This is a genomic window from Alsobacter ponti (genome assembly GCF_024294805.1).
Taxonomy (GTDB): domain Bacteria; phylum Pseudomonadota; class Alphaproteobacteria; order Rhizobiales; family Beijerinckiaceae; genus Alsobacter; species Alsobacter ponti.
Map to the genome: position 1 here is coordinate 178,421 of NZ_JANCLU010000007.1, position 25,914 is coordinate 204,334.

Below are 25,914 nucleotides of genomic sequence, written 5' to 3' on the forward strand. Positions count from 1 at the left end.
TGACTCGGTCGTCAGGTGATGGCGATGGGGTTGAGGGGGCTTCCCACACCGCCCACGATGCGCAAGGGAGCCGCGACGAAAAGGAACTCGCCGACGCCCGCCTCCCGCAATTCTTCAAGGTTGAACAACTCCATCAGGTAGATCCCGCAGCCGCGAATGAGAGCGCGGTGAACGGGGGCGGCCTTTCCGCTTTCAGTTGGGATGACCTCGACCGCGAAGTTGTCGGCGCCGACAGCCGCGACGTCGCGCTCAGCCAGCCACTGCGCGGCGGCCATACCGATCCCGGCCTCGGACTTGAAGGCGCTGACGCCCTCGGACGCGAAGCGGGAGAGCCAGCCCGTCCGGAACAGGACGATCGAGCCGGGTCGAACACGGACGCCCTGTCGCTGCTCGCACGCCTCGATGTCGGCCGGCGTGATCACGTCGCCGGGCCCGAGGCTTTCAACGCCCCTGAGCGCGCACACGTCCAGCATCACGCCGGGCCCGACCAGCGGCGGCGTCTTGTCGATGCCGAGACGCGCCGCGCCGTTCGACCGGACGCCGGAAAGCGGAAAGCCGTTGAACAGCCGATGCTCGTCCGCGATATGGGCGAGCGCGTCCATATGGGTCGTCCCGTGGGTCGGCAGCATGACGACATCGTCGACCGACTGGAAACCCGTCCGGCGCGATAGACCGGCGGCGTAGTCGCCGCCATCGATGCGCATGTAATGCTGGCAGGCGGGGCGGCCGGGCAGCACGGGGGCGTCGGCCTCTCCGATCGGGAGGGCGAGGCTGAAGACCCGCCCGTCGCGAACCAGGCCCACGGCCTCCTTGACCACCTCGGGCGTCAGGAGGTTGGCGGCGCCGCGCTCGTCGCCTTCACCCCAGCGGCCCCAATTCAATTCGGAGAGCGGGCGCTCTCCGTCGGTCGCACGGTCGTTCATTGGCCGGCCCCGACCGGCCGAACGCCGCCCCAGCCATTGGCCCGAATGTCGCGGCTATGCTCCCCCGGAAGCGGGGCGCGGCGCACCTCACCCGGATTGCGCGCGAACTTCCACGGCGTACCGGACAGCGTCATCTGTCCCCGCGTGGGCGCGGCGACATCGACGAGCATTCCGTTCTCGCGATAGTGGGAATGGTGCCGGAAATCGTCGAAGGAGGATGGCTTGGCCACGGGCACGGCGTTTCGTTCCATCGTGCGGACCCAGTGTCCGATGGAGCGTGACGCGAAGACGGGGTCCAGCAAGGCATCCAGTGCATCCCGGTTGGCGACGCGCTCGGCGTTCGTGGAGAAACGCGGGTCCTCGGCCAGTTCCGGCCTTTCGATCGCCGCGCAGAACCCCTGCCACTGATGCTGCGACGTGACGGACACCGCGACGAAGCCGTCAAGCGCGCGGAACAGCCGATCCGGCGCGAGATAAGTGGTCGCGCTGCCCATTGGGCGGGGATGGCCGCCCGCCAGGTGCTCGGCGACCCGCACGCGCTGCAACGCCATCGCAGCCTCGACCATGGTGATGCGCACCAGCCGCCCTTTGCCCGTGCGTTCCCTCTCGATCAGTGCGGTGAGAACTCCCTGCACGATGCACATGGACGTGTTGACGTCGAAATGTCCGTACCAGCGCACGCGCTGGCGTGGCGCTCCGGGAGCGCCGTTGACGGACGTCGAGCCCGTGAATGCCTGGATATGCGGGTCGGTGGCGCCGACCGTGACCAACGGGCCGGACCATCCGAAGCCCGACGCCGACGCGTAGATCAGCCGCGGATTCGATGACGAGAGCTCCTCCCATCCGAGGCCGATGCGGTCCGCGACCCCAGGTCGGAAATTCTCGAGGAACACGTCCGCGCCGGCGATCAGCGCCTGCGCTTCCTTGCGCTCGTCGGGCTTCTTCAGGTCGAGGACAAGGCCGCGCTTGGACACGTTCATCGAGATGTAGGTGCTCGACAGCCCGCCCTGCGTGGGCATGACGTTGCGGATGAAGTCCCCCTGGGGAGATTCCAGCTTGATGACGTCGGCGCCGAGCTGGCCGAGCAACGCGCCGGCCCATGGACCGACGGCCCCCATGCTGGCGTCCACGACCCTCACTCCGTCAAGCGGGCCCTTCATGGCGAATTCCTCCCCTTTGGAGGTCCGGGCGGCCACGAGGCTCCGGCGATGTCGCCGGGGCAAGGCGCGGCGCGCGGGCGTGGATCGGCGACGGTTGCACCGTCGAAGGCGAAGGGGGTCGCGACCTGGCGGGTGGCGCCCTCCGGCGCGCCCTCCACGCTGACCAGTGGATTGAGGTGGCGCATTTGCGGGTGGGCCAGGATCTCCGCGTAATCGTGGAACTTGACCGAAATGCCTCCGAAGCCATTGATGAGATCGGACGCCTCCTGCGAGGTCATCGCGCGGAATGCGGCGTGATAGACAGGGCCGTGGCTGGCCTTGCGATCCCCGATGTAGATCGTCGATCGCCAGTCCGCGTATTCGGGATCGTCGGGAAGGTGGCCGAGCCCCACGGCCTCGCAGAATTTCACCCAGCCGTCCCGCTCGCCATGGCGGAAGTCGAACGTCACCTGGCCGTCGCTGGTCTCCCACCCGATATCCGCGGGCCAGTGCGGACCGTTGAGGTGGAAGCCTTCCCACTTGTCGGGATCGCTCTGCGCGGCCAGCAAAATCTGCTTTTGCGAGAGGAGCTGTCCCAGCAGGGAGATTTCGCAATAGTCTCCCCGCCCATCGCGTTCCCGGCGATACAGCATCGCGAGCACCGCCTCCACGGCGGCCATGCCGCCGCCGACCGAGGCAATCTCGTATCCCACGCGGCAGGGAGCCTCGGGGCGGCCCGCATAGCGGTGGAAGCCCGCCAGCACCTGGATGACGAGTTCCGATCCCGCACGGCCCGCGAGCGGCCCTTGCAGGCCGATGTCGCTGATCTCGCAGACGCAGAGGCGAGGATTGGCGTCGCAAAGCTCGCGCCACGCCATTCCGGCGAGCGCCCGCGTTTCGGGGTCCTGATGCACGACCACCACGTCGGCGTCACGGAGCAGGCCGGCCAGCACGTCCCGGTCTTCGGCGGACCGCCAGTCGACGATGATGCTGGACTTGCCGCGGTTGAGGTGTTCGAAGATCGCGGATCGCCCGTCGGCGCAGGCCGGCCCCCACTGGCGCGCGCGATCGCCGCCCGGCGGCTCGACCTTCACCACGCAGGCCCCCAGGTCCGCGAGCTGCATTCCGCAAACGGGGCCCGCTATCCCCTCGGCGATTTCGAGGATCCTGACGCCCCCCAATATCCGGAGGAACTCGCTCATCACTTTCCTCCCGGCCCTGTGAAGGGGAGCCGTCGCTCGCGAAGGACGGAATGCACCCCCCGTTCTTCTCCGCGGCGAACCGATCAAGTTCTGTTTGCAAAAGACTAGCGGCCACGACACCATGGGTCCAAGACATAGTGCGTATGGCCAAAATGCCGCGGCGGCATAGGAGATGCGACCTTGGACCTGCGGGAGCTGCGGTATTTCGTCTACGTGGCGGAGCTCAAAAGTTTCTCCAAGGCCTCCGTGCATCTCCGCATCGCTCAGCCGGCCCTGAGCCGGCAGGTTCGAAAGCTCGAAGAAGAGCTGGGCGTTCAGTTGCTCGTTCGGGCCGGCCGGGGCCTGCAGCTCACAGAAGCGGGCGCTCTCCTTCACAGCCGCGCACAGTCTCTGATGCGCCAGACAGTCCAGATCGCCGACGACGTTCGCGCGCATGCCAGCGCGGTGAGCGGAACGATCACCGTGGGGGTTCCGCCGGCGGCCGGTGAGGTTCTGGTTCCACTGGTGGTGCGCAGATGCGAGGAGCTTTACCCTGGCATTCGTCTGAACGTTCTCGAGGGATTCAGCGGCTATCTCTACGAGAAGCTTCTGAACCAGGAACTCAATCTCTGCCTGCTCCACAACCCCGTGGCCCACAGGAACCTGGACATCCACCGCCTCCTCGTGGACCACATGCATCTGGTCGGGCCGGGCCCGAACGTTCAGGGCGTGCCGCCCGCAACGCCCGCGCTTGCCGCGGACTTTGACCGCCTGCCCCTGATCCTGCCGTCACGGCCGCACAGCCTCCGACTCCTGCTTGAGAACAATATCGCGGAGCGGGGCTCGCGCCTGAACATCAAGCAGCAGGTCGACGGGCTTCTGATCATCAAGGCGCTTGTTCGCGAGGGGCTCGGGTACACGATCCTGACGTATGGGTCCGTGTACCGGGAGGTCGAGGCAGGCACCATGACGGCCGCCCCGCTGACTCCCGAGATCACCTGGACGCTCTGCATGGCGCATCACCATGAGCAGAGGCTCTCACGGCCGGTGCAAGTGGTCATGGAGATCATTCGAAACGAGGTTCATACCCTCGTTTCCCAGAACAAGTGGCGAGGCGCGTCCCCGTATTTGCCCAAGCGCCAGACGGCCTGAACCCGAAGACGGCACGCCTATGCCGCGCTGGCAATCGCCGTTTCACCAATCGGCATTGGAGCGGCGCTCCCCCGGCCGATAGCATCCTGCGCGACCGACAGCAGGCGCTCCGCGCTGGGAGGTATCGCGCATGCGCACCGGGCTTACCGAACGGCTTGGCATCGACGTTCCGATCATTCAGGCGCCCATGAACTGGGCGACCGACGCCCGGCTTGTCGCCGCGGTGTCGGCGGCGGGCGGCCTCGGCACGCTGGGGCCGAACGCGGGCGCACGGGAACCGAGCACCGATCCGGCGGTGACGGGCGAGAGGCTGCGGGCGCAGATCCGCGCGGTGCGGGCGCTGACGCCACGACCCTTCGCCGTCAATGTTCCCATCGGGCGGGGCGGGGCCCGCGTCTTCAGCGACCGAGCCGTGGAGATCGTGCTGGAGGAAGCCGTGCCGGTCGTCATCGTGGCGACAGGCAGTCCGGACGTCTACACGGAGCGCCTCAAGGCGGGTGGCGCGTTCGTCATTCATGCCACCGCTTCCGTCAAACACGCCGTCAAGGCGGAGAAGGCGGGTGTGGACGCCGTGGTGGCCGAGGGCTTCGACGGAGGCGGGCACAGCGGCTTCGCCGAAATCCCGATGGCCGTCCTCGTCCCGCAGGTGGTCGACAATGTTGGGATCCCGGTGATCGCGGCGGGGGGCATCAGCGACGGGCGCGGCCTTGTCGGCGCGCTCGCGGCCGGCGCCCAGGCCGTCTACATGGGCACGCGCTTCATGGCCTGCGAGGAAGCGCCGATTCACCCGAGGGTGAAGCAGGCGCTCGTCGATGCGGATGACACGGCGACGATGTCCTGGGGCCGCTCGACCGAGGTCGCCCGCACCCTCGCCAACGGCTTTGCGAGACGCTTTCGTGAAATGGAGCTCGCGGGAGTCAGCGCGGCCGAACTGCACCAGTTCATCGCGCACTACCCGCCTGGTCCCAACCGGCGTGTTGGCGGACTTGTCGCCGGCGACATGGAAGACGGCGAGATCTACGCCGGCGCGGGAGCGGGCCTGATCCGAAGCGTGCTTCCGGCGGCCGAGATCGTCGCCCGGACGGTTCGCGAAGCGCACGCCGTCATCGGCCGGCTGGCGGCAACGGGAAGCAATTGAATCGCCGCCTGGGCGCGAGACCTGCTCTGCGCTCCGCCGAACTGGCGCCCCGTCTCGGCCGGCGGCATTGGAGGCATTTGCGCGCACGGTTGGAGCCGTCGTCGGGCAAGGACCTCTCGACCTCGCGAGGTTGAACACCCTCCACGTCCGGACGCCCGCGTTCGGGGCCGGCTCCATCGCCTGTGAGGATTTGCCTATTTAACGACGAAATACGGAATTTCCAAAAAACCACAGATATCCATGTTGATATTCGGCCTGGGCTGGAGCACAGTCGGTGTTGTCAGGTGACGGGTCGATCCGCGTGGCGAACGCGCCCTGTCGCTCGTGGATTCACAAAAATTGGAGACGCCGCCGTGATCATCGACCGCCGGACTTTGATGATGTCGACCGCGGGCCTGGTTCTCGCCGCGGGGGCGAGGCCCGCTTCGGCGCAGGGGGCGGTGGCGGTACGCGTGGGGTTCGTGCCCGTGATCGGGGCGAGCGCTCTCTACGTGATGCAGGCGAGCGGCATGGCCGAGAAGGACGGACTGAAGCTCGCGCTGACCAAGTTCGACTCCGGTCCGAACGCCATCCAGGCGCTCGCGTCCGGCACGCTCGACATCATGGTCATCGGCGTCTCGCCCATCGCGGTAGCGAAGTCCAAGGGCATCGATGTCTCGGTGGCCGCTTCGGGCGCGTATGGCGGGTCGGCGTTCGCGGCGGGGCCGGCGCTCGACAAGGCGTTCAAGGAGGCCGGGGGCGATCCGGCCAAGGCCTTCGCCGCCTTCCGCGCCGCGAACGGCCGGCCGGCGAAGCTCGGCACGCTGCCGCCCGGCGGCGTGCCCACGGTGGCGCTGCATCACTGGCTCTGGAAGGTGGGCAAGGTCGACAAGGCGGACGTGCAGATCGTCGCCATGGGCATCGAGGCCGTGCAGCAAGCCATGCTCACCGGCGCGGTGGACGGGGGCACGCTGCTCGAACCCTCGGTGACTATCGTCACGGACCGCGACCCCCGCATCAAGCGCATCGCCGTCGCCACGGAGATGTTCCCGCAGATCCCGGGCGTCGTCATCGCCGTGAGCGGCGCCTTCCTGAAGGCGCAGCCCGACGCGGCCGAGCGCTTCGTGGCGCAGGCGATCCGCGCCACCGAGCTGATCAAGTCGGCCCCGGACAAGGCCGCGCCTTACGTCAACGCGGTGCTGGGCGGCGGGCTGGTGAGCGAGAGCCTGATGGCGGCGGCGCTCAAGTCGCCGGCGGTGAAGTTCGAGACCGACCCCCGCGTCACGGCGGCGGCGACGGCCGAGCTGCTGGCCTACCAGGTCGAGCTGGGCGATTTCCCCGCCGCGCCGAAGACCGAGGGCCTGTTCGACATGGCGCTCTACGAGCGCGCCGCGAAGCGCGCGGCCGCCAACTGAGGCTCGCGGCCCCCGCGGGTCGCCCTAGATCTCCTCTGGCGCCATGGCGATGGCGCCGCAGGGGCATTCGGCGGCGCACATGCCGCAGCCCTTGCAGAAATCGTAGTTGAACGCGAAGCCCTTGCCGGGGCCGAGCTTGACGACGGCGTTGTCCGGGCAGACGCCGTAGCAATTGTCGCACTCGAAGCAATTGCCGCAGGAGAGGCAGCGCCGAGCCTCGTAGAGCGCGTTGGTGGCGTCGAGCCCCTTCACCACCTCCTCGAAGGTGGAGGTCCGCGCCGCCATGGCCAGCACGGGCCGCAGCGTCTTCGGCGCCTCGCCGTAATACCAGGTGTTGAGCGTGTCGGCGGTGGCGATGTCGTGACGGCGCGCCGGCGGCGCGCTCTCGCCGCGCAGCCAGGCGTCGATGCGCCTCGCGGCCTTCTTGCCGTGGCCGACGGCGACCGTGACGGTGCGCTCGGAGGGCACCATGTCGCCCCCGGCGAACACGCCGGGCGCGCCGGTCATCATGTCCGGGCCGACCTGCACCACACCGTCGCGGACCTCGAGGCCCGGCACGCCGTCGAGCAGCGACAGGTCGACGTCCTGGCCGAGCGCGAGCACGACGGTGTCGGCCTCCAGCGTCTCCACCTCGCCCGTCGGCTGCGGGAAGCCGGTCTCGTCGAGGCGCATCTTCTCGACCGTGACGGCGCCGGGCTCGACGGAGCGGATCGTCGACAGCCATTTCATCATCACGCCTTCCTCGATGGCCTCCTCCACCTCGAAGTCGTGCGCGGGCATGCGCTCGCGGGTGCGGCGATAGACGATCACCGCGTCCTCGGCTCCCAGGCGGCGCGCCGTGCGCGCGACGTCCAGCGCGGTGTTGCCGCCGCCATAGACGATCACGCGCCGGCCGAGCAGCGGCTTCTCCTCGCCTTCCATGGAGCGAAGCACCTGCACGGCGTCGAGCACGCGCGCTGCCTCGCCGGCGGGGATGTAGGCGCGCCGCGCCAGATGGGCCCCGACGGCGAGGAAGGCGGCGTCGAAGCCGCCCTCCGCCATTGCGTCCGCCAGGCGCTCCACCTTGGCGTTCAGCACGATCTCGACGCCCAGGTCGCGGATGCGCTGGATCTCGGCGTCGAGCGCCTCGCGCGGCAGGCGATATTTGGGGATGCCGAAGCGCATCATGCCGCCCGCCATCGGCCCCGCCTCGCGGATGGTGACGCGATGGCCGAGCCGCGCCAGGTGGTAGGCGGCCGAGAGGCCCGACGGCCCCGCGCCGACGACCAGCACGCGCTTGCCGGAGGCGGCGGCCGGCGGGTCGAACCGCCAGCCCTTCTCGATCGCCAGGTCGCCCAGGAAACGTTCGACCGAGTTGATGCCGACGGCCGTGTCGAGCGCCTTGCGGTTGCAGGCGTTCTCGCACGGGTGGTAGCAGACGCGCCCCATCACCGCCGGAAGCGGGTTGTTCTCGACGAGCTTGCGCCAGGCCGCCTCGTAGTCGCCCGCCTCGGCGAAGGCGAGCCAACCCTGGATGTCCTCGCCGGCCGGGCAGGCGTCATTACACGGCGGCAGGCGCGTCACATACTCCGGGCGCAGCGTGCGCCACGAGCCGGTGTGGTTGACCAGCGAGGTGCCGAGGTCGAGCGTGATCGCGAAGGGATGGTCCATGGCCTCGCCTCACTCGTCTTCGCCGGCCGGTCCGACGAGTCCGTATTCGCGGATATTGGCGTCGCACTGCGCCTGCAGCCGGGCCAAGCGGGGGTCGTCCCGCCCGTCGCGGAACAGATGCGCGAAGCGGCGCTGGCGCTTGAGGTACTCGCGCACCGGCGTGACCCGCCGAATCTTGCGGACGTGCGTGACCACGCCGTGCTCGGCCTCGAAGATCGGATAGAGGCCGCATTCGACCGCGAGGCGGGCGAGCAGGATCGTGTCCTGCGACGGCGCGCCCCAGCCCAACGGGCACGGCACGTCGATCTGGATGTAGCGCGCGCCGCGGATCGACATCGCCTTGGTCACCTTGCGCTCGAGGTCGTGCAGGTCGGCGACGGTGGCGGTGGCGACATAGGGAATGCCGTGCGCGACGGCGATCTTCGGCACCGACTTGCCGGTGCCGAACACGTTGCCGGGCTCCGGGCCGAGCGCCGGCGTCGTCGCGGTGCGCGCCGCCGGCGGCGTGGCCGATGAGCGCTGCACGCCGGTGTTCATGTAGCCCTCGTTGTCGTAGCAGACGTAGAGCACGTCGTCGTTCCGCTCGAACATCCCCGAGAGGCACTGGAAGCCGATGTCGGTGGTGCCGCCGTCGCCGCCCTGGGCGAGCACGCGCACATGGGGCTTGCCCTTGACGCGCATCGCCGCCGCGACGCCAGTGGCCACCGCCGCCGCGTTGCCGAACAGCGAGTGCAGCCAGGGCAGCTGCCACGAGGTCTCCGGGTAGGGAGTCGTGAACACCTCCAGGCATCCCGTGGCGTTGACGGCGATGAGGTTGTTGCCGGTGGCGCGCATCGCCGCGTCGACGGCGTAGCGCGCGCCTAGCGCCTCGCCGCAGCCCTGGCAGGCGCGGTGGCCGCAGGTGAGCGCGTTGGAGCGGTGGGTCGAGGCCTGGACGGTGCGCTCCTCCTCGGCCACCAGCCGGTTGCCGACCGTGAACGTTCCCTTCTGGTAGTAGCGCAGCTTCTGCACGGCCTCGGCGGGCGCGGTGGCGACGTGTTGCTCGTCCATGGCGTCCCTCATTTCGCCTCGCGCGCCGGCTCGGCCAGCACGCGCAGGAGGTTCTCTGCCGTCGGCCCGGAGCGGCGGGTCTTGCGCGTGCGATGGATCTCGCGGCCGACGACTTGCTCGTTGAGGTCGAGGAAATGGGTGCCCTCCCACGGCGCGTCGGTCGCCTGCCTGAACAGGCGGTGCAGCGAGCGGCGGGTGATCGGCCGTCCGCCGAGCCCGGCCACGGCCGAGTGCAGGCGGGGCGGCTCGGGGAGGTTGCGCAGCGCGGCGTCGACGTCGGTGGCGAGCTGGCCGCCCATGCCGACCGCGATGCTCTTCTCCACCACTACCACGTCGCGCGCGCCGGCCAGCGCGTCGCGCAGCGCTTCGACGGGGAAGGGCCGGAAGGCGACGAGCGTGACGAGGCCGATGGCGACTCCGTCCGCGCGCATTTCGTCGATCGTGTCCTTGATGGTGCCGCACACCGAGCCCATGGCGACGACGACGAGCGCCGCGTCCTCGGTCCGATAGCGGCGCAGCAGCCCGCCCGACTCCCTGCCGAAGGCGGCGCGGAACTCCTCGGCGTAGGCGGGCAGCAGGCGCAGCGCCTGGGTCTGCTTGTAGTGGGCGAGGAAGCGCACCTCGGTGAACGCCTCCGGGCCGACCATCGCGCCGATCGAGGCGGGCTCGGCCGGGTCGAGCACCTGCACCGGGTCGTAGGGCGGCAGGTAGGCGTCGACTTGAGCCTGGTCCGGGATGTCGACGCGCTCCACGGCGTGGGTGAGGATGAAGCCGTCGACGCACACCATCGCCGGCATCGACAGCTCCTCGGCCAGGCGGAAGGCCTGGATGTGGAGGTCGAGCGCTTCCTGGTTGGTTTCCGCGAAGAGCTGGAGCCAGCCGGCGTCGCGCATCGACATGGCGTCGGAGTGGTCGTTCCAGATGTTGATGGGCGCGCCGATGGCCCGGTTGCCCAGCGTCATGACGATGGGCAGGCCGAGCCCCGAGGCGTTGTAGACGGCCTCGGCCATGAACAGCAGGCCCTGCGAGGCGGTGGCGGTGTAGGCGCGCGCGCCGGCGGCGGACGCGCCGATGGCCACCGACAGGGCGGCGAACTCGCTCTCGACGTTGATGAACTCGCAGTTGGCGAGGTCGCCCTCCTTCACCAGCTCGCCCAGCCGCTCGACGATGTGCGTCTGCGGGGTGATGGGATAGGCGCAGATGACCTCCGGTCGGCACAGCGCGATGCCCTCGGCCATGGCGCGCGAACCCTCGATCTGCTTGAGCATGGGCGGCTCCTCAGGCGGCGGCGTCGGCGGCGGCCCCGCGACGGGCCGTCTCGTCATGGGCGGCGAGCGCGGCCGCGACGTTGGCGTCGCCCACCGCGCCGCGGAACGTCTCGCGGATGGCGCGCTGGACGCTGTCGAGGTGGACGAGGCCGGTCAGGGCGGCGAAGGCGCCGAGCATGGCGGCGTTCGGCAGCGGCCGGCCGACATGCTTCTGGGCGATCTCGCTTGCCGGCACGGCGACGGCATGCCCGCGCGGCAGCCCGGCCACGATCCCCTCGATGTGCAGGTCGGCGAAGCCGCGATTGGTGTTGACGATCAGGTAGCCGCCCGGCTTCAGCCCGGCGAAGACGTCGACGACCTTCAGCAGCGTCGGGTCCTGCACGATGACGCAGTCGGGCTCCATGATCGGTTCGCGCAGGCGGATCTCGATGTCCGCGATGCGGCAGAAGGAGACGACGGGCGCACCCATGCGCTCCGACCCGAAGCTCGGGAAGGCCTGGGCGTGCCGGCCCTCCAGGAAGGCCGCGACCGACAGCATCTCCGCGGCCGTGACGACTCCCTGGCTTCCGCGCCCGTGAATGCGAATCTGGAACATGAGCCGCGCCGTCCTCCCGCGCCCGTCCGGGACGCCGGGTCTCGCGAGCCCGGTCGCCTGTCCGACGCCGGCATCGGAGCCCAGCCGGGCAAGCGCCGCCATGACATGCCTCAAGTTTTGAGCGGCCTTCGTCTCGCGCCGGCGGTACGGAATGGAGCCGACGGCGCGCGCGCGGCCTCCTGGCCGGGCCCGTGCGGAACCGTCCGGAGATCGCCGTCGTTGGCCGGGCATCGGAGTGGGGGAGCGGCTGTGCCGAATCGAGCGCGCTTGCACGCTGCACGTTATCTGGAGCTCGCCCTGCGGACTCCGGACAAGGCCAAGCGCGCGGCCCTGCTCAAGCTCGCCAGCGACTGGAAGGAACGCGCCGAGGCCTACGACCGGGCGAAGGGCCCGGCCAGGCAGCAGGCGGCGTCCACCGATCCCGACACCGATCCCGACAAGACGCCGAGCTGACGTCCCGTCTCCGCGAGCACTTGACGGGGCGCGCGTAGGGCTTCATGCGCAGGGCGGGTCCGTCCCGCGACCGCAGGAGCCGCCGCAATGTCCGTTTCCCAGACCGGGCCGCGCCCGAAGCGCGCCTTCGTCATCGGCCATCCCATCGCGCATTCGCGGTCGCCCATGCTGCACGGCCATTGGCTGGAGACGCTGGGCCTGGCGGGCGTCTACGAGGCGCGCGACGTGGCGCCGGAGGCGCTGCCGGCCTTCTTCGAGAACCTGCGGGCCGAGGGCTATGTGGGCGGCAACGTCACCGTCCCCCACAAGCTGGCGGTGATCCCGTTCCTCGCGGAGATCGACGAGGCCGCCCGCGCCATCGGGGCGGTCAACACGATCTGGCTGGAGGGCGGAAGGCTGGTCGGCGGCAACACCGACGCCTACGGCTTTCTCGGCAATCTCGACCAGCTCGCGCCGGGGTGGGACGCGGCGGGCGGCGTGGCGGTGGTGCTCGGCGCGGGCGGCGCGGCTCGCGCGGCGGTCTACGCCCTGCTGTCGCGCGGCTTCGCGGTGCGGCTCGTCAACCGCACGCCGGCGACGGCGCGCGATCTCGCCGCCCATTTCGGCGAAGGCGTCACGGCCCATGACTGGACCGCCCTCCCAGCCCTGCTCCCGGAGGCGAACCTCCTCGTCAACACCACGTCGCTCGGCATGCTCGGCAAGCCGCCGCTCGACATCGACCTGACGCAGCTGAAGGCGGGAGCCGTCGTCAACGACATCGTCTACGTGCCGCTCGACACGCCTTTGCTGCGGCAGGCGCGGGCGCGCGGACTGCGCACGGTGGATGGGCTGGGCATGCTGCTGCACCAGGCGGTCGCCGGGTTCGCGCACTGGTTCGGCGTGACGCCGAGCGTGACGCCGGCGCTGCGGGCGCTGCTGGAGGCCGACATCCGCGCCAAGACGCCAGGGGCCTGAAAGACGCCCGGGGCATAAAAAACTCCCGGCGGAGATCCGCCGGGAGGGAAGTCGCCTGGGAGGAACCAGGGTCAGTTGCAGACGCGGACCTTGCGCCACGCGACCACGTCGCCATAGGCGTCGTAGACCGGCTGACGCTCGCGCCAGCACTGGCGCATATAGGTCTCCTGGTTGTAGTAGGCGCCGTTATAGTAGCTCCGCGCCGGGGAGTAGCTGCGATAGGTCGGCGCGTAGTAGCCGTCGTTGTAGTAGCTGCCGGTGTAGCCGTAGCCATAGGCCGGGCGCGCCGCGCTGGCGATGGCGCCGCCGACGACGGCGCCGGCCGCGAGGCCGCCGAAGAGCGCCGCGTTGCGGCCGTCCTTCGCCTCGGCGGCGGGAGCGCCCGACATCAGTCCGGCGGCCAGCGTCACGGCGGCGAGGCCGGCGGCGAGCGTCTTGCGAGCGTTGGCGGTAAAGACGGGGGACATGACGATCTCCTTCGATCTGGTGTCCTGAACCTAGCGGGACGGGGCTGAACGGCCCCTGAACCCGCCGTTGTCCGCCGTTCATGTTCGTCGACGGCGGCATTCGGGGAGTTCAACAGCCTCAACGCGGCCGCGTTGCCGCCCTGCGTCGGAATGCCGCATGGACAGGGACGCGGGTTCATGTTCGCCGAACACGCGCCGGGATTCGCCAGGGATCGGGACGAAGGAGAGGAGCCGGACGCCCCGCGCGGAGGCGTCCGGCGGGCTCAGTGAGCCATGAACACGGGCAGCCTGGCCGCCGAGAGGATGTGGCTGGTCGCGCCGCCGAAGATCATCTGGCGCAGCCGGCTTTGCGTGTACGCGCCCTTGACGAGCAAATCGGCGTTGAGGTTCTCGGCGAAATCGAGGATCGCCTCGCCCGCCGTCTTGCTCTTGGCGGAGATGGTCACCGGCTCCGCGTCGATCCCGTTGATGCGCAGCGTGCGCGCCATTTCCGCGCCGGTCGGCCCCGGCACGGTGCCCTCCTCGACGGTGAGCACGGTGACGCGCTTGGCCTGGTGCAGCACGGGCATGGCCAGCGCGGTGGTGCGCGCCGTCTCGGTGCTGCAGTTCCACGCGATGACGACGTTGTCGCCCAGCGTGGTCGGCGGGTCGGGCGGCGTGATGACGATCGGCCGTCCGCTTTCGAACACGACGGTTTCCAGCAGCGACAGGCGGGGGCCGCCGGCCCCGTTCATCGGGCGGCCGAGCACGGTGACGTCGAAGACGCGGGCGTGGCTGGCCACGGCGCCGTCGCCGAGCAGCGGCGGCTCGTGCCAGCCCTGGCACAGGCCTTCGCCACCGACGCGCTCGCGGGCGGGGACCTCGGCCCGGGTCATCACCGAGCTGAACATCTCGAACGCCTCGCGGGCGATGTCGCCCATGCTGCGCTGCTGTGGCGGCCAGAGAGGCACCATCTCTCCGACGATGTAGTTGTCGAGCACCGGCAGCGTCGCCGCGCCCTCGACATAGCTGCCGAAGCGCCGCGCGAAGAGCAGCCCCGTCTCGATGATGGGGCGTGAGACTTCGGGGTCGTCCAGAGGAACGAAGACGGTTTTCATGGGCGTCTCGACCGGGTTCGGGGCCACGTCCAAGCCGGATGCACGCGGGCGGGAGAACCCGCTCCCGCCACGGCGTCACGCGCCAGCCTGGGAATCATATCACCCTGTCGAGTCAACGCCAGACCATGCCGGCGCGATCCATGCGGCTTCAACTTACCTTTTCGCAGCGGGTCCAGATCACCGAGCCCGGCTGCTGTCCGGTCGTCGCGCGCATGGTGTTTTCGTTGATCAGGAGCATCGAGACGGGGCTCCCCTCGTCGGGCTCCGCGTTGGGCACGACGTAGGAGAAGCGATGCCGCGAGTAGTCGCCCTGGGTCTTGTGTCCGCCCGGCGTCAGGATGGTGTAGCCCTCGATGGAGAGGGTTCGGCCCTTCTCGTCGCACCAGTTGCCGTCGACGGAGTCGGCCCAGGCGGGGGCCGAAGACACCGCCAGGGCGGCCAGCGCGGCGGCGCCGGCGAGGGCGCGGAACACGGCGATCCGTTTTATCGTCGTCATGGCGTTCTCTCCATTGCACGCGGGAGGCGGCGCGAAGTCTAGCCCAGCGCCGGGCCTTGCCAAGCGAAGTCGCCGGAGCGGGAGCGGCGCTCGCGAAATCGTCAGGCGCTGGCCATGGCGTCCGGCGCGCCCGCCGGAGCATCGTCGCGGCACTCGCAGGGCGCCAGATCCGTTTCAGGCACCGCAACGGGGTGCTTGTGGTCGGCCAGCGAGAGCCAGTGGTCGAGGAAGGCGTCGAGCCAGCTTCGCACGTGCGGGTCGTGCTGGAACCACCCTTCCAGGTGCTCGTGGCGCTGCCGCGCGCCCGGCATGGCCATGCGTTCGTGCGCCCGGGTCGTCCAGCGGCACATCATGGCGTAGGTCACTTCCGGGTGGAACTGCAAGCCGTAGGCGCTCTCCCCGAACCGGATCGCCTGGTTGGGAAACAGGTCGCCGGTGGCCAGCGACACGACGCCGGAGGGCAGGTCGAAGCCCTCCCGATGCCACTGGTAGACCCAGGCCGGCCAGGGCGCGCCGATCTCCTTGGCTGCCTCCACCCCCGCCGCGGTTGGCGACAGCGGGTAATAGCCGATCTCGGCGTGGCCGTGCGGATGGGGCTCCACGCGTCCGCCGAGCTGGCGCACCATCATCTGCGCGCCGAGGCAGAGGCCGAGATAGGGCGTGCCGGACTTGAGCACGTCGCCGATCCAGTCGGTCTGCCGGCGCAGCCATTCGTGCTCGTCATTAGCGCTCATCGGGCCGCCGAACACGACCACGCCGGCATAGTCCTCGAGCGACTCCGGCAGCACGCAGCCGAGCGGCGGGCGCTTCACCTCGAGCGCGTAGCCGCGCTCGGCCAGAAGGCGGCCGACCCGGCCGGGCGTCGAATGCTCCTGATGCAGGACGATGAGGATTCGCGAGGGATGTGGGGGCATGGTTCCGTCCGACCGTCACCACCGGTCAGGCACGAAGCGTGCCACAGGCGCGACGCGTCGTCGAGGCGGTCGCGGTCGGCGCAGCCATGCAGGCCCGTCTCAACTCACGGTCGCAGGCCCTGGCTGGCGCAGACGCGCCGCCCCGCCTCGAAGCAGGCCTGGACCTTGGCGGCGCGGTCCAGCCCTTCCACCAGGAACAGGCCGGCGCCGATCAGCAGCAGGCACACGATCACGGCGAGGAGGTTGGCCGTCATGCGGTCGGCATGCTCGGCCTCCACATCCTCGATCTCGCTGCGCAACGGGCGACGCGCCTCGGGCCGCAAGCCTGCCTCCTCCCGTCCTCGCCGAAGTTGGGAGTCTATCGCGTTTCTCTCGGCCTGCACAGGCGCGCCGGGCAACCGTGGGGCGTCGGCGCACGTTCATCCCATGGGCGCGAGGACGGCCCGGGCGGCCGGCTTCCTCGGGCCAGGAGTGGGCTTCCCGGCGACAGTCGCGGAAGGTTTCGCGGACGTCGCCACGACAGGACAAGGCCATGCCCGGCTTGCTGCGGATGGCCGCCGTCGCGACACTCGTCGCCGCGATGCCGGCCCAGGGACACGATTTCTGGATCAACAACGGCGGCTACACGGACCGCACGACGGGGGTTCACTGCTGCGGGCCGAACGATTGCCTGGCGGTCGCTCCCGCGCGGATCGTCGTGGTGAAAGACGGTTACCTGCTGGACGGAAACGAATTCGTGCCGTTTTCGGACGCTTATGTCTCGGAAGACCACGACTATTGGCGCTGCCGCAAGGCCGACGGCTCCCGGCGCTGCTTCTTCGCGCCGGTGATGACGTTCTGAGCGAGGGCGTTCAGCCCTCCGCCTCCGGGGGGTAGACGTGGACCTGTCCGCGGTAGTCGGTCACGGCGTCGAGCCCGGCCGCCATCGCATCTGGCGCGATCGGCGCCTTGCCATGCCCGCCCGGGATGTCGAGCACGTAATGAGGCTGGCACAGGCCGGAGACGCGCCCGCGCAGGGCGGCGACGAGGGCGCGGCCTTCCTCGATCGTGGTGCGCAAGTGCGAGGTGCCGGGCGCGAGGTCGCCCTGGTGCAGGTAGTAGGGCTTCACCCGCGCCTCGACGAAGCCGCGCATCAGCGCGGCCAGCGTCTCGACGTCGTCGTTGACGCCCTTCAGCAGCACGCTCTGGCTCACCATGGCGATGCCCGCGTCCGCCATCCTGGCGCAGGCCGCGCGGACGGAAGGCGTCAGCTCGCGCGGATGATTGGCGTGCAGCGCGACGTAGACGGTCTTGTCCGAGCAGGTCAGCGCCTCGACCATGGCCTGGGTGACGCGCTCCGGGGCCACCGCCGGCACGCGGGTGTGCCAGCGCAGCACCTTGACGTGGGGGATCGCCCCGAGCGCCTGCGTCACCTCGCGGACGCGGCGCGGCGACAGCACCAGCGGGTCGCCGCCGGTGACGATCACCTCCCAGATCTCCGGATGCGCCCGGAAATAGGCGTAGGCCCCCTCCAGCGCCTCGGGCGACAGCATGCCCGTGCCGCCCGGGCCGACCATCTCGCGGCGGAAGCAGAAGCGGCAATAGACGGCGCAGACATCGGCCAGCTTCAGCAAGGCGCGGTCCGGATAGCGGTGCACCACGCCCTCGACGGGGCTGTGGGCTTCGTCGCCGATCGGGTCGGCCCGTTCCTCGTGCGTCGCGGCCAGCTCGCGGACGTCCGGCACGAACTGCCGGGCGATGGGGTCGCCGGGGTCGGCCCGGTCGACGAGGCCCGCCACGGCGGGCGTCACCGAAATCGCGTAGCGCGCCGACACCTCGTCGAGCGCGGCGATCGCGTCCTCGGGCACGAGGCCGGCCCACGCCAGTTCGGTCGCGGTGCGCAGCGTGCGGGGCGCGACCGGGACGGCAGAGGCGGAGGCCGCCCCGGAGGCCGAGGCTTCCTGGGGCGCGATCTTGAAGGCGGGGGATGTCATCGCGGCTTTCCCTCTCACATTTCGGCCACCGGCGTCCACACCACCTGCTCGATTCGCGTCGCGCCTGTCGCCAGCATGGCGAGCCTGTCGAAGCCCAGCGCGATGCCGCTGGCGGGCGGCATGGCGGCGAGCGCCGCCAGGAAATCCTCGTCCACGGGGTAGCGCTCGCCGTAGACGCGCTCCTTCTCGTCCATCTCGGCGGCGAAACGGCGGCGCTGCTCGGCCGGGTCCGTCAGTTCCGCGAAGGCGTTGGCGAGCTCGATGCCGCAGGCATAGAGCTCGAACCGTTCCGCGACGCGCGGGTCGGAGGGCTTGGGCCTCGCCAGCGCCGCCTCGCTCACCGGGTATTCGCACAAGATGGTGGGCCGGCCGACGCCGAGCCGCGGCTCGATCTTCTCGACCAGCACCCGGCTGAACACGTCGGCCCAGACATCGTCCTCGGCCACCCGGACACCCGCCGCGCGCGCCGCCGCCGCCAGCGCCTCGAGGTCGGTTCCTTCGGCAGAGACGGTGGCCAGGAGGTCGATGCCTGCGTAGCGGTCGAACGCCTCCGCCAGCGTCAGGCGCTCGGGCGGCGCCGTCGGGTCGCAGTCGCGGCCCCGCCAGGAGAAGACCGGCCGGCCGGCTGTGTCGGCCGCCAGCGCCAGCAGCGCGGCGGCGTCGTCCATCAGCGTCTCGTAGGGCTCTCGCGCCCGGTACCATTCCAGCATGGTGAACTCGGGATGGTGAAGCGGGCCGCGCTCGCGGTTGCGGAACACCCGGGCGACGTCGAAGATCCGCTCCTCGCCGGCGGCCAGCAGTTTCTTGCAGGCGAATTCGGGCGAGGTGTGAAGGAAGAGCGGGCGATGTTCGCCTGAGATCGACACGATTTCTGTGCGGAATCCGTGCAGATGAGCCTCGTTTCCGGGCGAAATCTGCAGAATGGCGCCTTCCACTTCCGTGAATCCCCGCGCCTCGAACCAGGACCGGATGCGGGCGAGGATGCGGTTGCGGGCGATCAGGAAGGGCCGCCGGTCGGCATGCGCGTGCGGACTCCACCAGGTGGAAGGCGGTGGGGGGCTGGTCATTTCATCGATTCCGTGCTGAAAGGCTCAACCTCAGTCGCAGGGTCCTGCCGGTTCCGCCGCCGCTCCGTTCCGGGGAGGCGCGGCGAGCATGCCCGATCCCCGCGCCGCCGAATTTCCGCATTCCGACCAGAGAGACACCCCGTGAAGGTTATCGCCAGCTCGCTCCGCAAGGGCAACATCGTCGAGAAGGAAGGCAAGCTCTACGTCGTCCTGAGCGCCGAGAACATCCATCCCGGCAAGGGCACGCCCGTCACCCAGCTCGACATGCGCCGCATCTCGGACGGCGTGAAGGTATCGGAGCGCTACCGCACGACCGAGCAGGTCGAGCGCGCCTTCGTGGAGGACCGTGACTACTCGTTCCTCTACCAGGACGGCGAGGGCTACCACTTCATGAACCAGGAGACCTACGACCAGATCACCGTCGACGCCGACGTGATCGGCGACATGGCGATCTGGCTGCAGGAAGGCATGCCCTGCAAGCTCTCCATGTTCGAGGGCGTCGCGGTCGCCATCGAGCTGCCGGCCCGCGTCACGCTGGAGATCACCGACACCGAGCCGACGGTGAAGGGGCAGACGGCCTCCTCCTCCTACAAGCCGGCCATGCTCACCAACGGCGCGCGCGTCATGGTGCCGCCGCACGTCGCCTCGGGCACGCGCATCGTCGTGCTCACCGAGGACGGAACCTACGTCGAACGCGCCAAGGACTGATCCGTCCTTCCGCCCGGCGTCTTGACGCCGGGCCGGACGCGGCGCCTCCTTCGGCCGGGCCCTCGCGCGGGCCGCCGGAGGTTCGCCATGCCGCAAGTCCGCATATGCCTGTTCGACGCCTACGGCACGCTGTTCGACGTGCATTCGGCGGTGGCGCGTCATGCCGGGGAGCTCGGCGACGCGCATGAGGGAGTGGCGCGGCTGTGGCGGCAGCGCCAGCTCGAATACACCTGGGTCCGTTCGCTGATGGGCCGCCACGCCGATTTCTGGACGGTGACCGGCGAGGCGCTCGACTTCGCCCTCGCCAGCCACGGGCTGGCCGACCCCGCCCTTCGCGACCGGCTGATGAAGTCCTACTCGACGCTGACGCCCTACCCCGAGGTCCGGGCCGTCCTTGCGGACCTGCGCGAGCGCGGGCTGCGCAACGCCATCCTCACCAACGGATCGCCGGCGATGATCGAGGCGGCGCTCGCCTCGGCCGGGCTGACCGCCCTCGTCGACGACGTGATCACGGTGGAGGAGGTGGGGGTCTACAAGACGGATCCGCGCGTCTATCGCCATGCCATCGAGGCGCTGGGGGTCGAACCGGACGCGATCTCGTTCCAGTCGTCGAACGCCTGGGACGCGGCGGCGGCGTCCGACCACCGCTTCCGGGTGGTCTGGGTCAACCGCTCCGGGCAGCCGCCCGAGTATCGCTGGGTGACCACGGGCGTCGAGCTGCCGGACCTCTCCGGCCTTCCCGACCACGTCGCGCCGAGGGGTTGAGGGCGGCGCGGCTCAGCGCCGCGTCGCCGTCGTCGTCACGCCGGACAGGCGGTTCAGGCTGACCCAGGCCACATTGTCCTGGCTCTCGCGCTTCACATAGACGTAGGGCGTGCGGTCCCAGGAGAGAACTTCGTCGCGCTTGTTGTCGAGCACGAGGTCGCCGCGGTCGGTGCGCACCATCAGCACGGCGTGGCCCTCGTCGTTCTCGTCGAGCACGACGGTCATCAGCATGGCGCGGCGCGGCAGGCCGAGCGAGGCCAGCTTGCGGCGCTTCAGGAGCTGGAAGTCCTCGCAGTCGCCGAGCCCGTCCTCGGCCAGCGTCCAGCGGTCGACGACGCCCCAGTGCTGCATGTCGGTGACGGGGGTGACGGTGCGGTTCACCCGCGCGTTGACGTCATTGAGGGCGCGCCAGATGTCCGGCGTCAGGCGGATCGTCTCCGGCTCGCTCGCGTCAACGCGGCACTCGTCGGCGTAGGTCGCGCAGAACTCCACCCAGGCGGAGAGCGGACGCGCCGTCTCGCCGCCCAGCACGGCGGAGGCGGTCTGCGGCATCGGGTTACGCTCGACCGCCCCCAGCTCGGAGGCGGAGGTCAGCGTGGCGAAGGCAATCAACGAAGAAAGAAGCAGTCGAAACATGGCGGCCCCTTGATGTTGGAGCCGATCCTGTCCCGCCGCTTGCGTCGATCAGGTTTTGAAATTCCTTCGGATTTTACGTGTCGGGGTGTGCCCGGCCCCAAGCGCAATCGTTGGTATGCGAGTGGTTACCCGCACCGAACTCACGATCCCCAGGGAACGCCGTAATAGTCGTGCAGGCCGCGGCCGTAGCCGGGCTCGGACCACGGCGTCTCGGCCGCCTTGTAGCTGGGGGCGCGCTCCAGCTTCTCGCGGCTCATGGAGACGACGTAGCCGCCGAGCCTGGTGTCGTAGGTGAGCGTGCGCCAGGGCAGGGCGTGGTAGCGGTCGCCGATGCCGAGCAGGCCGCCGAAGGACATCACGGCGTAGGCGACCTTGCCGGTCACCTTGTCGACCATGAAGTTGCGGATGGCGCCGAGCTGCTCGCCCTCGGGCGAGTAGACCTCGGTGCCCTCCACCTTGTCGGAGGCGATGAGGCGCTGGGTCTCGTCGATCGGCAGCTCGTCCCTGGGGTTCCTGCCGCGGTCCTCGGGGGCCTTCATGGCGGGCACTCCGTCAGCGGGGCTGGACGTCCTTGGCGCCGCCGGGCGAGCCGGGCGGGGGGATCACCGGCATGCGGCCGACCTCGGGGGCGGGGACGTGGATCTCGGGGTCGACGCCGGGCGGCGGCTTGATGACGCCCTTGCTGTCCTTGAGCTGCTCGGAGAGGGTGCTGCCCGTGGTCTCTCCCTTGGGGACCGCCTTGGGGTCGACCTTTTCCGGGATGGTGGTCTGCGGGTTGCCGGGCTGCACCGGCAGGGTCGGGGGCTGGGTGGCGTCCTGCGCCAGAGCCGGCCCGCCGGCCAGCGCCAGGCTGAGCCACGCGGCGGCCAGCCACGCGCTTCGGACCATCGCTGGAACCGCATGCGAAACCGCGCTCTTCAGCGCCGAATTCGACGCCGAAATCCGCCTCGATGCGAAGCTCCGAACATTGGTTGCGAGTTCGGGTGCGAATTCCGTCGGAACACTGGAAAGCGGTCCCGCGGACCGCGTCGTGTCGGGCTTCCGGATCATCGCCGCCGCCTCCTGCCTGGTTTGGACCGCGCCGTCGGCGCTTGGACTCAACCGCCGCGCGAGCCGCCGGTTCCCGCCGGCGCGGGGGTCGGCCCCGCGCGCGCGGCGCTTGCGCGCGTGACGGGGGACGGCCAGAGTGTCGCCCGAGTCAGGGCCGGCCCGCCTCCGGGGCCGGACGCTTCTGGAAGGGACGAGACGATGGCAGGGGTTGGGGCTGGCGCTGGGGCGGACAAGGTTGCGATCATCACGGGCGCGGGCACCGGCGTCGGGCGCGCGACGGCGCAGGCGCTCGCCCGCGACGGTTTCACCCTGGTGCTGGCCGGCCGCCGGCGCGAGCCGCTGGAGGAGACCGCCCGCCTCGTCGCGCCCGCCCGCGCCGTCGCCGTGCCGACCGACGTGTCGGACCCCGCCTCGGTGCGCGCGCTGTTCGACAAGGCGGTCGAGAGCTTCGGCCGGGTCGACGTGGTGTTCAACAACGCCGGCACCGGCGCGCCGGCGGTGCCGCTGGAGGACCTCACCTACGAGCAGTGGAAGACGGTGGTCGACGCCAACCTCACCGGCCCGTTCCTGTGCACCCAGCAGGCCTTCCGCGTGATGAAGGACCAGACCCCGCGCGGCGGGCGCATCATCAACAACGGCTCGATCTCCGCCTACGCGCCGCGCCCCAACTCGGCGCCCTACACGGCGACGAAGCACGCCATCAGCGGGCTCACCCGCTCCAGCTCGCTGGACGGCCGCAAGTACGACATCGCGGTGGGGCAGATCGACATCGGCAACGCCGCCACCGACATGACGGAGCGCATGACGGCGGGCGTCATCCAGGCCAACGGCCAGATGGCGGTCGAGCCGCGCATCGACCCCGCCCACGTGGCGCGCGCCGTGGCCTACATGGCCAGCCTGCCGCTCGACGCCAACGTGCTGTTCATGAACGTCATGGCGACGAAGATGCCGTTCGTGGGACGCGGCTGAAGGCGGGGCCGGCGAAGTCCCGGCCTTGGCCGCTCAGGCCTTGCTGCGCGCGCTTTCGCGGCCGCGGCGGGGCGAGGCCGCGCCGCCGCGCTTGGCCCGGCGCTCGCCCGCCGCCACGGCCAGCGCCATGGCCAGGCAGAACGTGGCGGAGATGGAGCGGAAGGCGGCGAAGTCCGTCTCGACGATCTCGAACCAGATGTCGGCCTGCTCGCGCAGCGGGCTGAACACGCTGTCGGTGATGGCGATCACCGGCACACCGCGCTCGGCCGCCTCGCGCGACAGGTCGACGGTGAACGGCGTGTAGGGCGTGAAGCTCACCGCCAGCACCACGTCGTTGGGGCCGGCATTGGCGAGCTGCTCCGGCCCGAGCTGGGCGACGTTGTCGACCAGCACGGCGCGCAGGCGCAGCTTGGGCAAGGCGTAGGCGAGATAGGCCGCGACGCCGTAGGCGCGCCGCTGCCCCAGCAGGTAGATGGTGTCGGCCTCCGCCAGCGCCGCGACGGCGCGCTCGAGGTCCTGAGCCGAGATGGTCTGGCGCATCCGCTCCAGCGACGACATCGCCGATTCCGAGAAGCCGAACAGCAGGCGCATCGGGTCGCGCTGCTCGTCGCCGGTGTCGTTGAGCGTCTTCAGCCGCTCCTCGTAGTCGGGCCAGCGGTCGCGCAGGCGGTTGCGGAACACGCCCTGCAGGTCGGAGAAGCCGGAATAGCCGATCGCCTTGGCGAAGCGCACCAGCGTCGAGGGCTGCACGCCGGCGAGGCGCGCGATGCTGGCGGCGGTGCCGAACGCCACCTCGTCGGGATGGTCGACGGCGAAGGCGGCGACCTGCTGCAGGCGGCGCGGCAGCTCGTCGCGCCGTTCCGCCAGCAGGCCGCGGAAACTGTTGAAGTCCCGTGGGATGTCGTCGGTCGACATGGCTGCGCGATCGCCTCGTTCCACCGCCCGGGCGGGCGGTCGCGGTCCATCAAACCACTTTCGGAACAGGCTTTCCACCTAAAGGCGCAAAACGCCGATCCGTTCTGGAATCGGCGCGTCCTTGTGGAGGCGGCGGGGCCGGCGCGCGACGCACCGGGCTGGCGACGCCGGCCGGGCGGCCGGCGGGTCGGGGTCAGCGGCGGCGGATCGGCGGGCGGGAGCCGGCGCCGGGGGGCGGGCCGGCGCGCTCGTCCTTGTGGCGGAACACGAGGCGCGCCTTGTCGAGGTCGTAGGGCGACATCTCGACCGTCACGCGGTCGCCGGTCAGCGTCTTGATCCGGTTCTTCTTCATCTTGCCCGACGTGTAGGCGATCACGGAGTGTCCGTTGTCGAGCTGCACGCGGTATCGCGCATCCGGCAAGATCTCGGTGACGAGTCCGTCGAAGGCGATCACTTCCTCTTTGGCCATCCAGCATCCTCCCGCGTCGGGGTCGGGCCAATGCCGCGCGGGGGCGCGGCGTTCCATCGAAATGCCCCGCCGTTGGCCGGCGCCGGGGCGTCCTCGTTCCGGTGCGCGCCGGTCATCGATCCGAAGGGAGAAGGCGGCGGCGCGCGCGACCCGACCCCGTACCCTGTCGAGCGGCGCGGGGCAAGCCCCAAGCGGAGCCGCGCGCGGCTGCGTCGTGCCGCGCCCCACCCGACGCAGGAGGCGTGAATGTCAGTCGAACGTGACGAGACCGCCGTCTTCCATCTTCGTGCAGATCGCCCTGCCCATCTCCAGGGCGAGGCCGCGCCGGGCGGCGTGCTCGTCCAGCACTTGCACGACCACGGCGAAGCCGTCCGGAATGCCGGCTTGGCTCAGCACCACGCAGATCGTCTCGACGTAGCCGTCGCGCCTGCCGCCGTCATCCACCATGAGGAGAACCAGCTTGTCGCGACGCTCGAAGCGGGCCGCGCGGACGGCCTTTGCCTCCCTGCGGATCGCGGCGAGCGTCTTCTTCTGCCAAGGCTCTCGGGGCGCGTAGCCGGCCTGCGCGGTCGCGGGCAGGAGCGCGGCCAGCGCGCCCAGCAGCAATCGTCTCATCGGGCAATTCCTCAAACTGGAACGACGGCATTCGCGCACGCCCCTCAGCCGCGTTCAAGCCCGGCACACGGTGGCCTCGGATGACGCGCGCGGTGCGCGGCAGCGCACACGCCCGCGCCTTGCGCGCGCGGCGGCGGCGGATAGGCTCGCCCGCGTCGATCACACCACCGAGACAGGATGGTCCATGAAGTCCCCCGAGAAGTTTGTCGAGAGTTTCGCTGCCCTGGCCGCCGCCGGCATCGCCGCCGTCGCCGCGCTCGCGGTCGCCGTCCCCGCCGCCGCGCAGACGGCGCCGCAGACCGCGAAGGCGTCGATGGTCAACGCCAAGGGCGAGCCGGTCGGCGAGGCGACGCTGACCCAGACGCCGCGCGGCGTGCTGATCCGCCTCTCGATGTCCGGCCTCGCGGCCGAGCGCGCCTTCCACATCCACCAGACCGGCAAGTGCGAGCCGCCCTTCACCTCGGCCGGCGGGCATTTCAATCCCGAGAACCGCAAGCATGGGCTGATGCAGGCCGAGGGCCAGCACGCCGGCGACATGCCCAACCTGCATGTCGGGGCCGACGGCAAGATCACCGTCGAGGCGCTGAACACCGGGGTGACGCTGGAGAAGGGCAAGCCGAACTCGCTGCTGCGCGAAGGCGGCACGGCTCTGATCGTCCACGAAGGCAAGGACGACTACCGCACCGACCCCACCGGCGACGCCGGCGGCCGCGCCGCCTGCGGAGTGATCACGGAATAGCACGCAGAGGGGAGGGGTGGGGGGGGGTCAACCCCCCCCGTTTAAACGCCCCGAAGAAAAAACCAAAGGGCGGCCCCCCCAACCCCCAACAAGTAAAAAGGCGGGCCACGGACGCCCCAGACCCCAAACCCCCAGCG

The 25,914-nt window shown here is 70.2% G+C and carries 30 protein-coding genes; 10 read left to right on the forward strand and 20 right to left on the reverse strand.

Going from position 1 to position 25,914, the window contains the following annotated elements:
* Nucleotides 1-11: 11 nt before the first annotated feature.
* The 3 genes from NK718_RS09590 to NK718_RS09600 are packed head-to-tail and all read right to left on the reverse strand — an operon-like array spanning nucleotide 12 to nucleotide 3,264.
* Nucleotides 12-923, reverse strand: a complete 912-nt coding sequence (locus NK718_RS09590; protein WP_254740988.1) for a cyclase family protein — start codon at nucleotides 921-923, stop codon at nucleotides 12-14.
* Nucleotides 920-2,083, reverse strand: coding sequence for a CaiB/BaiF CoA transferase family protein (locus NK718_RS09595; RefSeq protein WP_256515516.1), 1,164 nt, complete (start codon nucleotides 2,081-2,083; stop codon nucleotides 920-922). Before NK718_RS09595 ends, NK718_RS09590 begins: the two co-directional genes overlap by 4 nt.
* Nucleotides 2,080-3,264, reverse strand: a complete 1,185-nt coding sequence (locus NK718_RS09600) for a CaiB/BaiF CoA transferase family protein (protein ID WP_254740990.1) — start codon at nucleotides 3,262-3,264, stop codon at nucleotides 2,080-2,082. The genes NK718_RS09595 and NK718_RS09600 overlap by 4 nt, the downstream gene beginning before the upstream one ends.
* A 180-nt stretch (nucleotides 3,265-3,444) precedes the next feature.
* Between NK718_RS09600 and NK718_RS09605 the strand changes: the two genes are divergently transcribed.
* The 3 genes from NK718_RS09605 (at nucleotide 3,445) to NK718_RS09615 (ending at nucleotide 6,927) form a co-directional block, all read left to right on the forward strand.
* On the forward strand, nucleotides 3,445-4,395 hold the full coding sequence (locus NK718_RS09605; RefSeq protein ID WP_254740992.1) for a LysR family transcriptional regulator: 951 nt from the start codon (nucleotides 3,445-3,447) through the stop codon (nucleotides 4,393-4,395).
* 130 nt (nucleotides 4,396-4,525) lie between these two features.
* Nucleotides 4,526-5,533, forward strand: a complete 1,008-nt coding sequence (locus NK718_RS09610; RefSeq protein WP_254740994.1) for an NAD(P)H-dependent flavin oxidoreductase — start codon at nucleotides 4,526-4,528, stop codon at nucleotides 5,531-5,533.
* A 353-nt stretch (nucleotides 5,534-5,886) separates the two neighbouring features.
* Nucleotides 5,887-6,927 carry an ABC transporter substrate-binding protein gene (locus NK718_RS09615; RefSeq protein ID WP_254740996.1) on the forward strand — a complete coding sequence of 347 codons (1,041 nt, stop codon included), beginning with the start codon at nucleotides 5,887-5,889 and terminating at the stop codon, nucleotides 6,925-6,927.
* Nucleotides 6,928-6,951: 24 nt separating this feature from the next.
* On the opposite strand, the gene NK718_RS09620 is transcribed toward NK718_RS09615, so the two are convergent.
* From NK718_RS09620 to NK718_RS09635, 4 genes are read right to left on the reverse strand one after another with little or no spacing between them, the layout of a single operon-like run.
* On the reverse strand, nucleotides 6,952-8,577 hold the full coding sequence (locus NK718_RS09620; protein WP_254740998.1) for an NAD(P)-binding protein: 1,626 nt from the start codon (nucleotides 8,575-8,577) through the stop codon (nucleotides 6,952-6,954).
* 9 nt (nucleotides 8,578-8,586) lie between these two features.
* Nucleotides 8,587-9,627, reverse strand: a complete 1,041-nt coding sequence (locus NK718_RS09625; RefSeq protein ID WP_254741000.1) for a thiamine pyrophosphate-dependent enzyme — start codon at nucleotides 9,625-9,627, stop codon at nucleotides 8,587-8,589.
* Nucleotides 9,628-9,635: 8 nt separating this feature from the next.
* Nucleotides 9,636-10,895, reverse strand: coding sequence for a transketolase C-terminal domain-containing protein (locus NK718_RS09630; protein WP_254741003.1), 1,260 nt, complete (start codon nucleotides 10,893-10,895; stop codon nucleotides 9,636-9,638).
* 10 nt (nucleotides 10,896-10,905) lie between these two features.
* Nucleotides 10,906-11,490, reverse strand: coding sequence for a 2-oxoacid:acceptor oxidoreductase family protein (locus NK718_RS09635; protein WP_254741005.1), 585 nt, complete (start codon nucleotides 11,488-11,490; stop codon nucleotides 10,906-10,908).
* A gap of 267 nt (nucleotides 11,491-11,757) precedes the next feature.
* Between NK718_RS09635 and NK718_RS09640 the strand changes: the two genes are divergently transcribed.
* A complete protein-coding gene (locus NK718_RS09640; protein WP_254741007.1) occupies nucleotides 11,758-11,943 on the forward strand; it encodes a hypothetical protein in 186 nt (61 codons plus the stop codon).
* A gap of 87 nt (nucleotides 11,944-12,030) precedes the next feature.
* Nucleotides 12,031-12,897, forward strand: coding sequence for a shikimate dehydrogenase (locus NK718_RS09645; RefSeq protein ID WP_254741010.1), 867 nt, complete (start codon nucleotides 12,031-12,033; stop codon nucleotides 12,895-12,897).
* 71 nt (nucleotides 12,898-12,968) lie between these two features.
* Here NK718_RS09645 and NK718_RS09650 read toward each other — a convergent pair whose 3' ends face one another.
* From NK718_RS09650 to NK718_RS09670, 5 genes are all read right to left on the reverse strand, one after another.
* On the reverse strand, nucleotides 12,969-13,364 hold the full coding sequence (locus NK718_RS09650; RefSeq protein ID WP_254741013.1) for a hypothetical protein: 396 nt from the start codon (nucleotides 13,362-13,364) through the stop codon (nucleotides 12,969-12,971).
* A gap of 263 nt (nucleotides 13,365-13,627) precedes the next feature.
* Nucleotides 13,628-14,461: a universal stress protein gene (locus NK718_RS09655; RefSeq protein ID WP_254741016.1), complete on the reverse strand. Its 834-nt coding sequence runs from the start codon at nucleotides 14,459-14,461 to the stop codon at nucleotides 13,628-13,630.
* A gap of 148 nt (nucleotides 14,462-14,609) precedes the next feature.
* Nucleotides 14,610-14,957: a hypothetical protein gene (locus NK718_RS09660; protein ID WP_254741019.1), complete on the reverse strand. Its 348-nt coding sequence runs from the start codon at nucleotides 14,955-14,957 to the stop codon at nucleotides 14,610-14,612.
* A 101-nt stretch (nucleotides 14,958-15,058) separates the two neighbouring features.
* Nucleotides 15,059-15,871 (reverse strand): glutamine amidotransferase, encoded by an 813-nt coding sequence (locus NK718_RS09665; protein ID WP_254741022.1) that lies wholly within the window; start codon nucleotides 15,869-15,871, stop codon nucleotides 15,059-15,061.
* Nucleotides 15,872-15,975: 104 nt separating this feature from the next.
* Entirely contained in the window at nucleotides 15,976-16,194 is a 219-nt protein-coding gene (locus NK718_RS09670; protein WP_254741025.1) for a hypothetical protein, read from the reverse strand.
* 209 nt (nucleotides 16,195-16,403) lie between these two features.
* On the opposite strand from NK718_RS09670, the gene NK718_RS09675 reads away from it, so the two are divergent.
* On the forward strand, nucleotides 16,404-16,712 hold the full coding sequence (locus tag NK718_RS09675) for a hypothetical protein (RefSeq protein ID WP_254741028.1): 309 nt from the start codon (nucleotides 16,404-16,406) through the stop codon (nucleotides 16,710-16,712).
* Nucleotides 16,713-16,722: 10 nt separating this feature from the next.
* Here NK718_RS09675 and NK718_RS09680 read toward each other — a convergent pair whose 3' ends face one another.
* Complete coding sequence (locus NK718_RS09680) at nucleotides 16,723-17,844, reverse strand: lysine-2,3-aminomutase-like protein (protein ID WP_254741031.1); 1,122 nt, start codon at nucleotides 17,842-17,844, stop codon at nucleotides 16,723-16,725.
* A gap of 14 nt (nucleotides 17,845-17,858) precedes the next feature.
* On the reverse strand, nucleotides 17,859-18,911 hold the full coding sequence (gene epmA / locus NK718_RS09685) for an EF-P lysine aminoacylase EpmA (RefSeq protein WP_254741034.1): 1,053 nt from the start codon (nucleotides 18,909-18,911) through the stop codon (nucleotides 17,859-17,861).
* Between the two features lie 141 nt (nucleotides 18,912-19,052).
* Here epmA and efp point away from each other — a divergent pair, with 141 nt between their 5' ends.
* Entirely contained in the window at nucleotides 19,053-19,619 is a 567-nt protein-coding gene (gene efp / locus NK718_RS09690) for an elongation factor P (RefSeq protein ID WP_254741037.1), read from the forward strand.
* Between the two features lie 87 nt (nucleotides 19,620-19,706).
* A complete protein-coding gene (locus NK718_RS09695; protein ID WP_254741040.1) occupies nucleotides 19,707-20,384 on the forward strand; it encodes a haloacid dehalogenase type II in 678 nt (225 codons plus the stop codon).
* Nucleotides 20,385-20,396: 12 nt separating this feature from the next.
* On the opposite strand, the gene NK718_RS09700 is transcribed toward NK718_RS09695, so the two are convergent.
* The 3 genes from NK718_RS09700 to NK718_RS09710 form a co-directional block, all read right to left on the reverse strand.
* Entirely contained in the window at nucleotides 20,397-21,020 is a 624-nt protein-coding gene (locus NK718_RS09700; protein ID WP_254741043.1) for a transglutaminase-like cysteine peptidase, read from the reverse strand.
* A gap of 140 nt (nucleotides 21,021-21,160) precedes the next feature.
* The gene (locus tag NK718_RS09705) at nucleotides 21,161-21,559 is read right to left on the reverse strand and encodes a PRC-barrel domain-containing protein (protein WP_254741046.1); all 399 of its coding nucleotides are present in this window, start codon (nucleotides 21,557-21,559) and stop codon (nucleotides 21,161-21,163) included.
* 13 nt (nucleotides 21,560-21,572) lie between these two features.
* Nucleotides 21,573-21,908, reverse strand: a complete 336-nt coding sequence (locus tag NK718_RS09710) for a hypothetical protein (protein ID WP_254741048.1) — start codon at nucleotides 21,906-21,908, stop codon at nucleotides 21,573-21,575.
* Between the two features lie 360 nt (nucleotides 21,909-22,268).
* Between NK718_RS09710 and NK718_RS09715 the strand changes: the two genes are divergently transcribed.
* Complete coding sequence (locus NK718_RS09715) at nucleotides 22,269-23,039, forward strand: SDR family oxidoreductase (protein WP_254741050.1); 771 nt, start codon at nucleotides 22,269-22,271, stop codon at nucleotides 23,037-23,039.
* A 33-nt stretch (nucleotides 23,040-23,072) separates the two neighbouring features.
* Here NK718_RS09715 and NK718_RS09720 read toward each other — a convergent pair whose 3' ends face one another.
* The 3 genes from NK718_RS09720 to NK718_RS09730 form a co-directional block, all read right to left on the reverse strand.
* Complete coding sequence (locus NK718_RS09720; protein ID WP_254741053.1) at nucleotides 23,073-23,954, reverse strand: MurR/RpiR family transcriptional regulator; 882 nt, start codon at nucleotides 23,952-23,954, stop codon at nucleotides 23,073-23,075.
* A gap of 193 nt (nucleotides 23,955-24,147) precedes the next feature.
* Nucleotides 24,148-24,423 carry a translation initiation factor IF-1 gene (gene infA / locus NK718_RS09725; protein WP_254741056.1) on the reverse strand — a complete coding sequence of 92 codons (276 nt, stop codon included), beginning with the start codon at nucleotides 24,421-24,423 and terminating at the stop codon, nucleotides 24,148-24,150.
* Between the two features lie 249 nt (nucleotides 24,424-24,672).
* Nucleotides 24,673-25,038, reverse strand: coding sequence for a hypothetical protein (locus tag NK718_RS09730; RefSeq protein WP_254741059.1), 366 nt, complete (start codon nucleotides 25,036-25,038; stop codon nucleotides 24,673-24,675).
* A gap of 184 nt (nucleotides 25,039-25,222) precedes the next feature.
* On the opposite strand from NK718_RS09730, the gene NK718_RS09735 reads away from it, so the two are divergent.
* Nucleotides 25,223-25,777 (forward strand): superoxide dismutase family protein, encoded by a 555-nt coding sequence (locus NK718_RS09735; RefSeq protein WP_254741062.1) that lies wholly within the window; start codon nucleotides 25,223-25,225, stop codon nucleotides 25,775-25,777.
* Nucleotides 25,778-25,914: the final 137 nt, after the last annotated feature.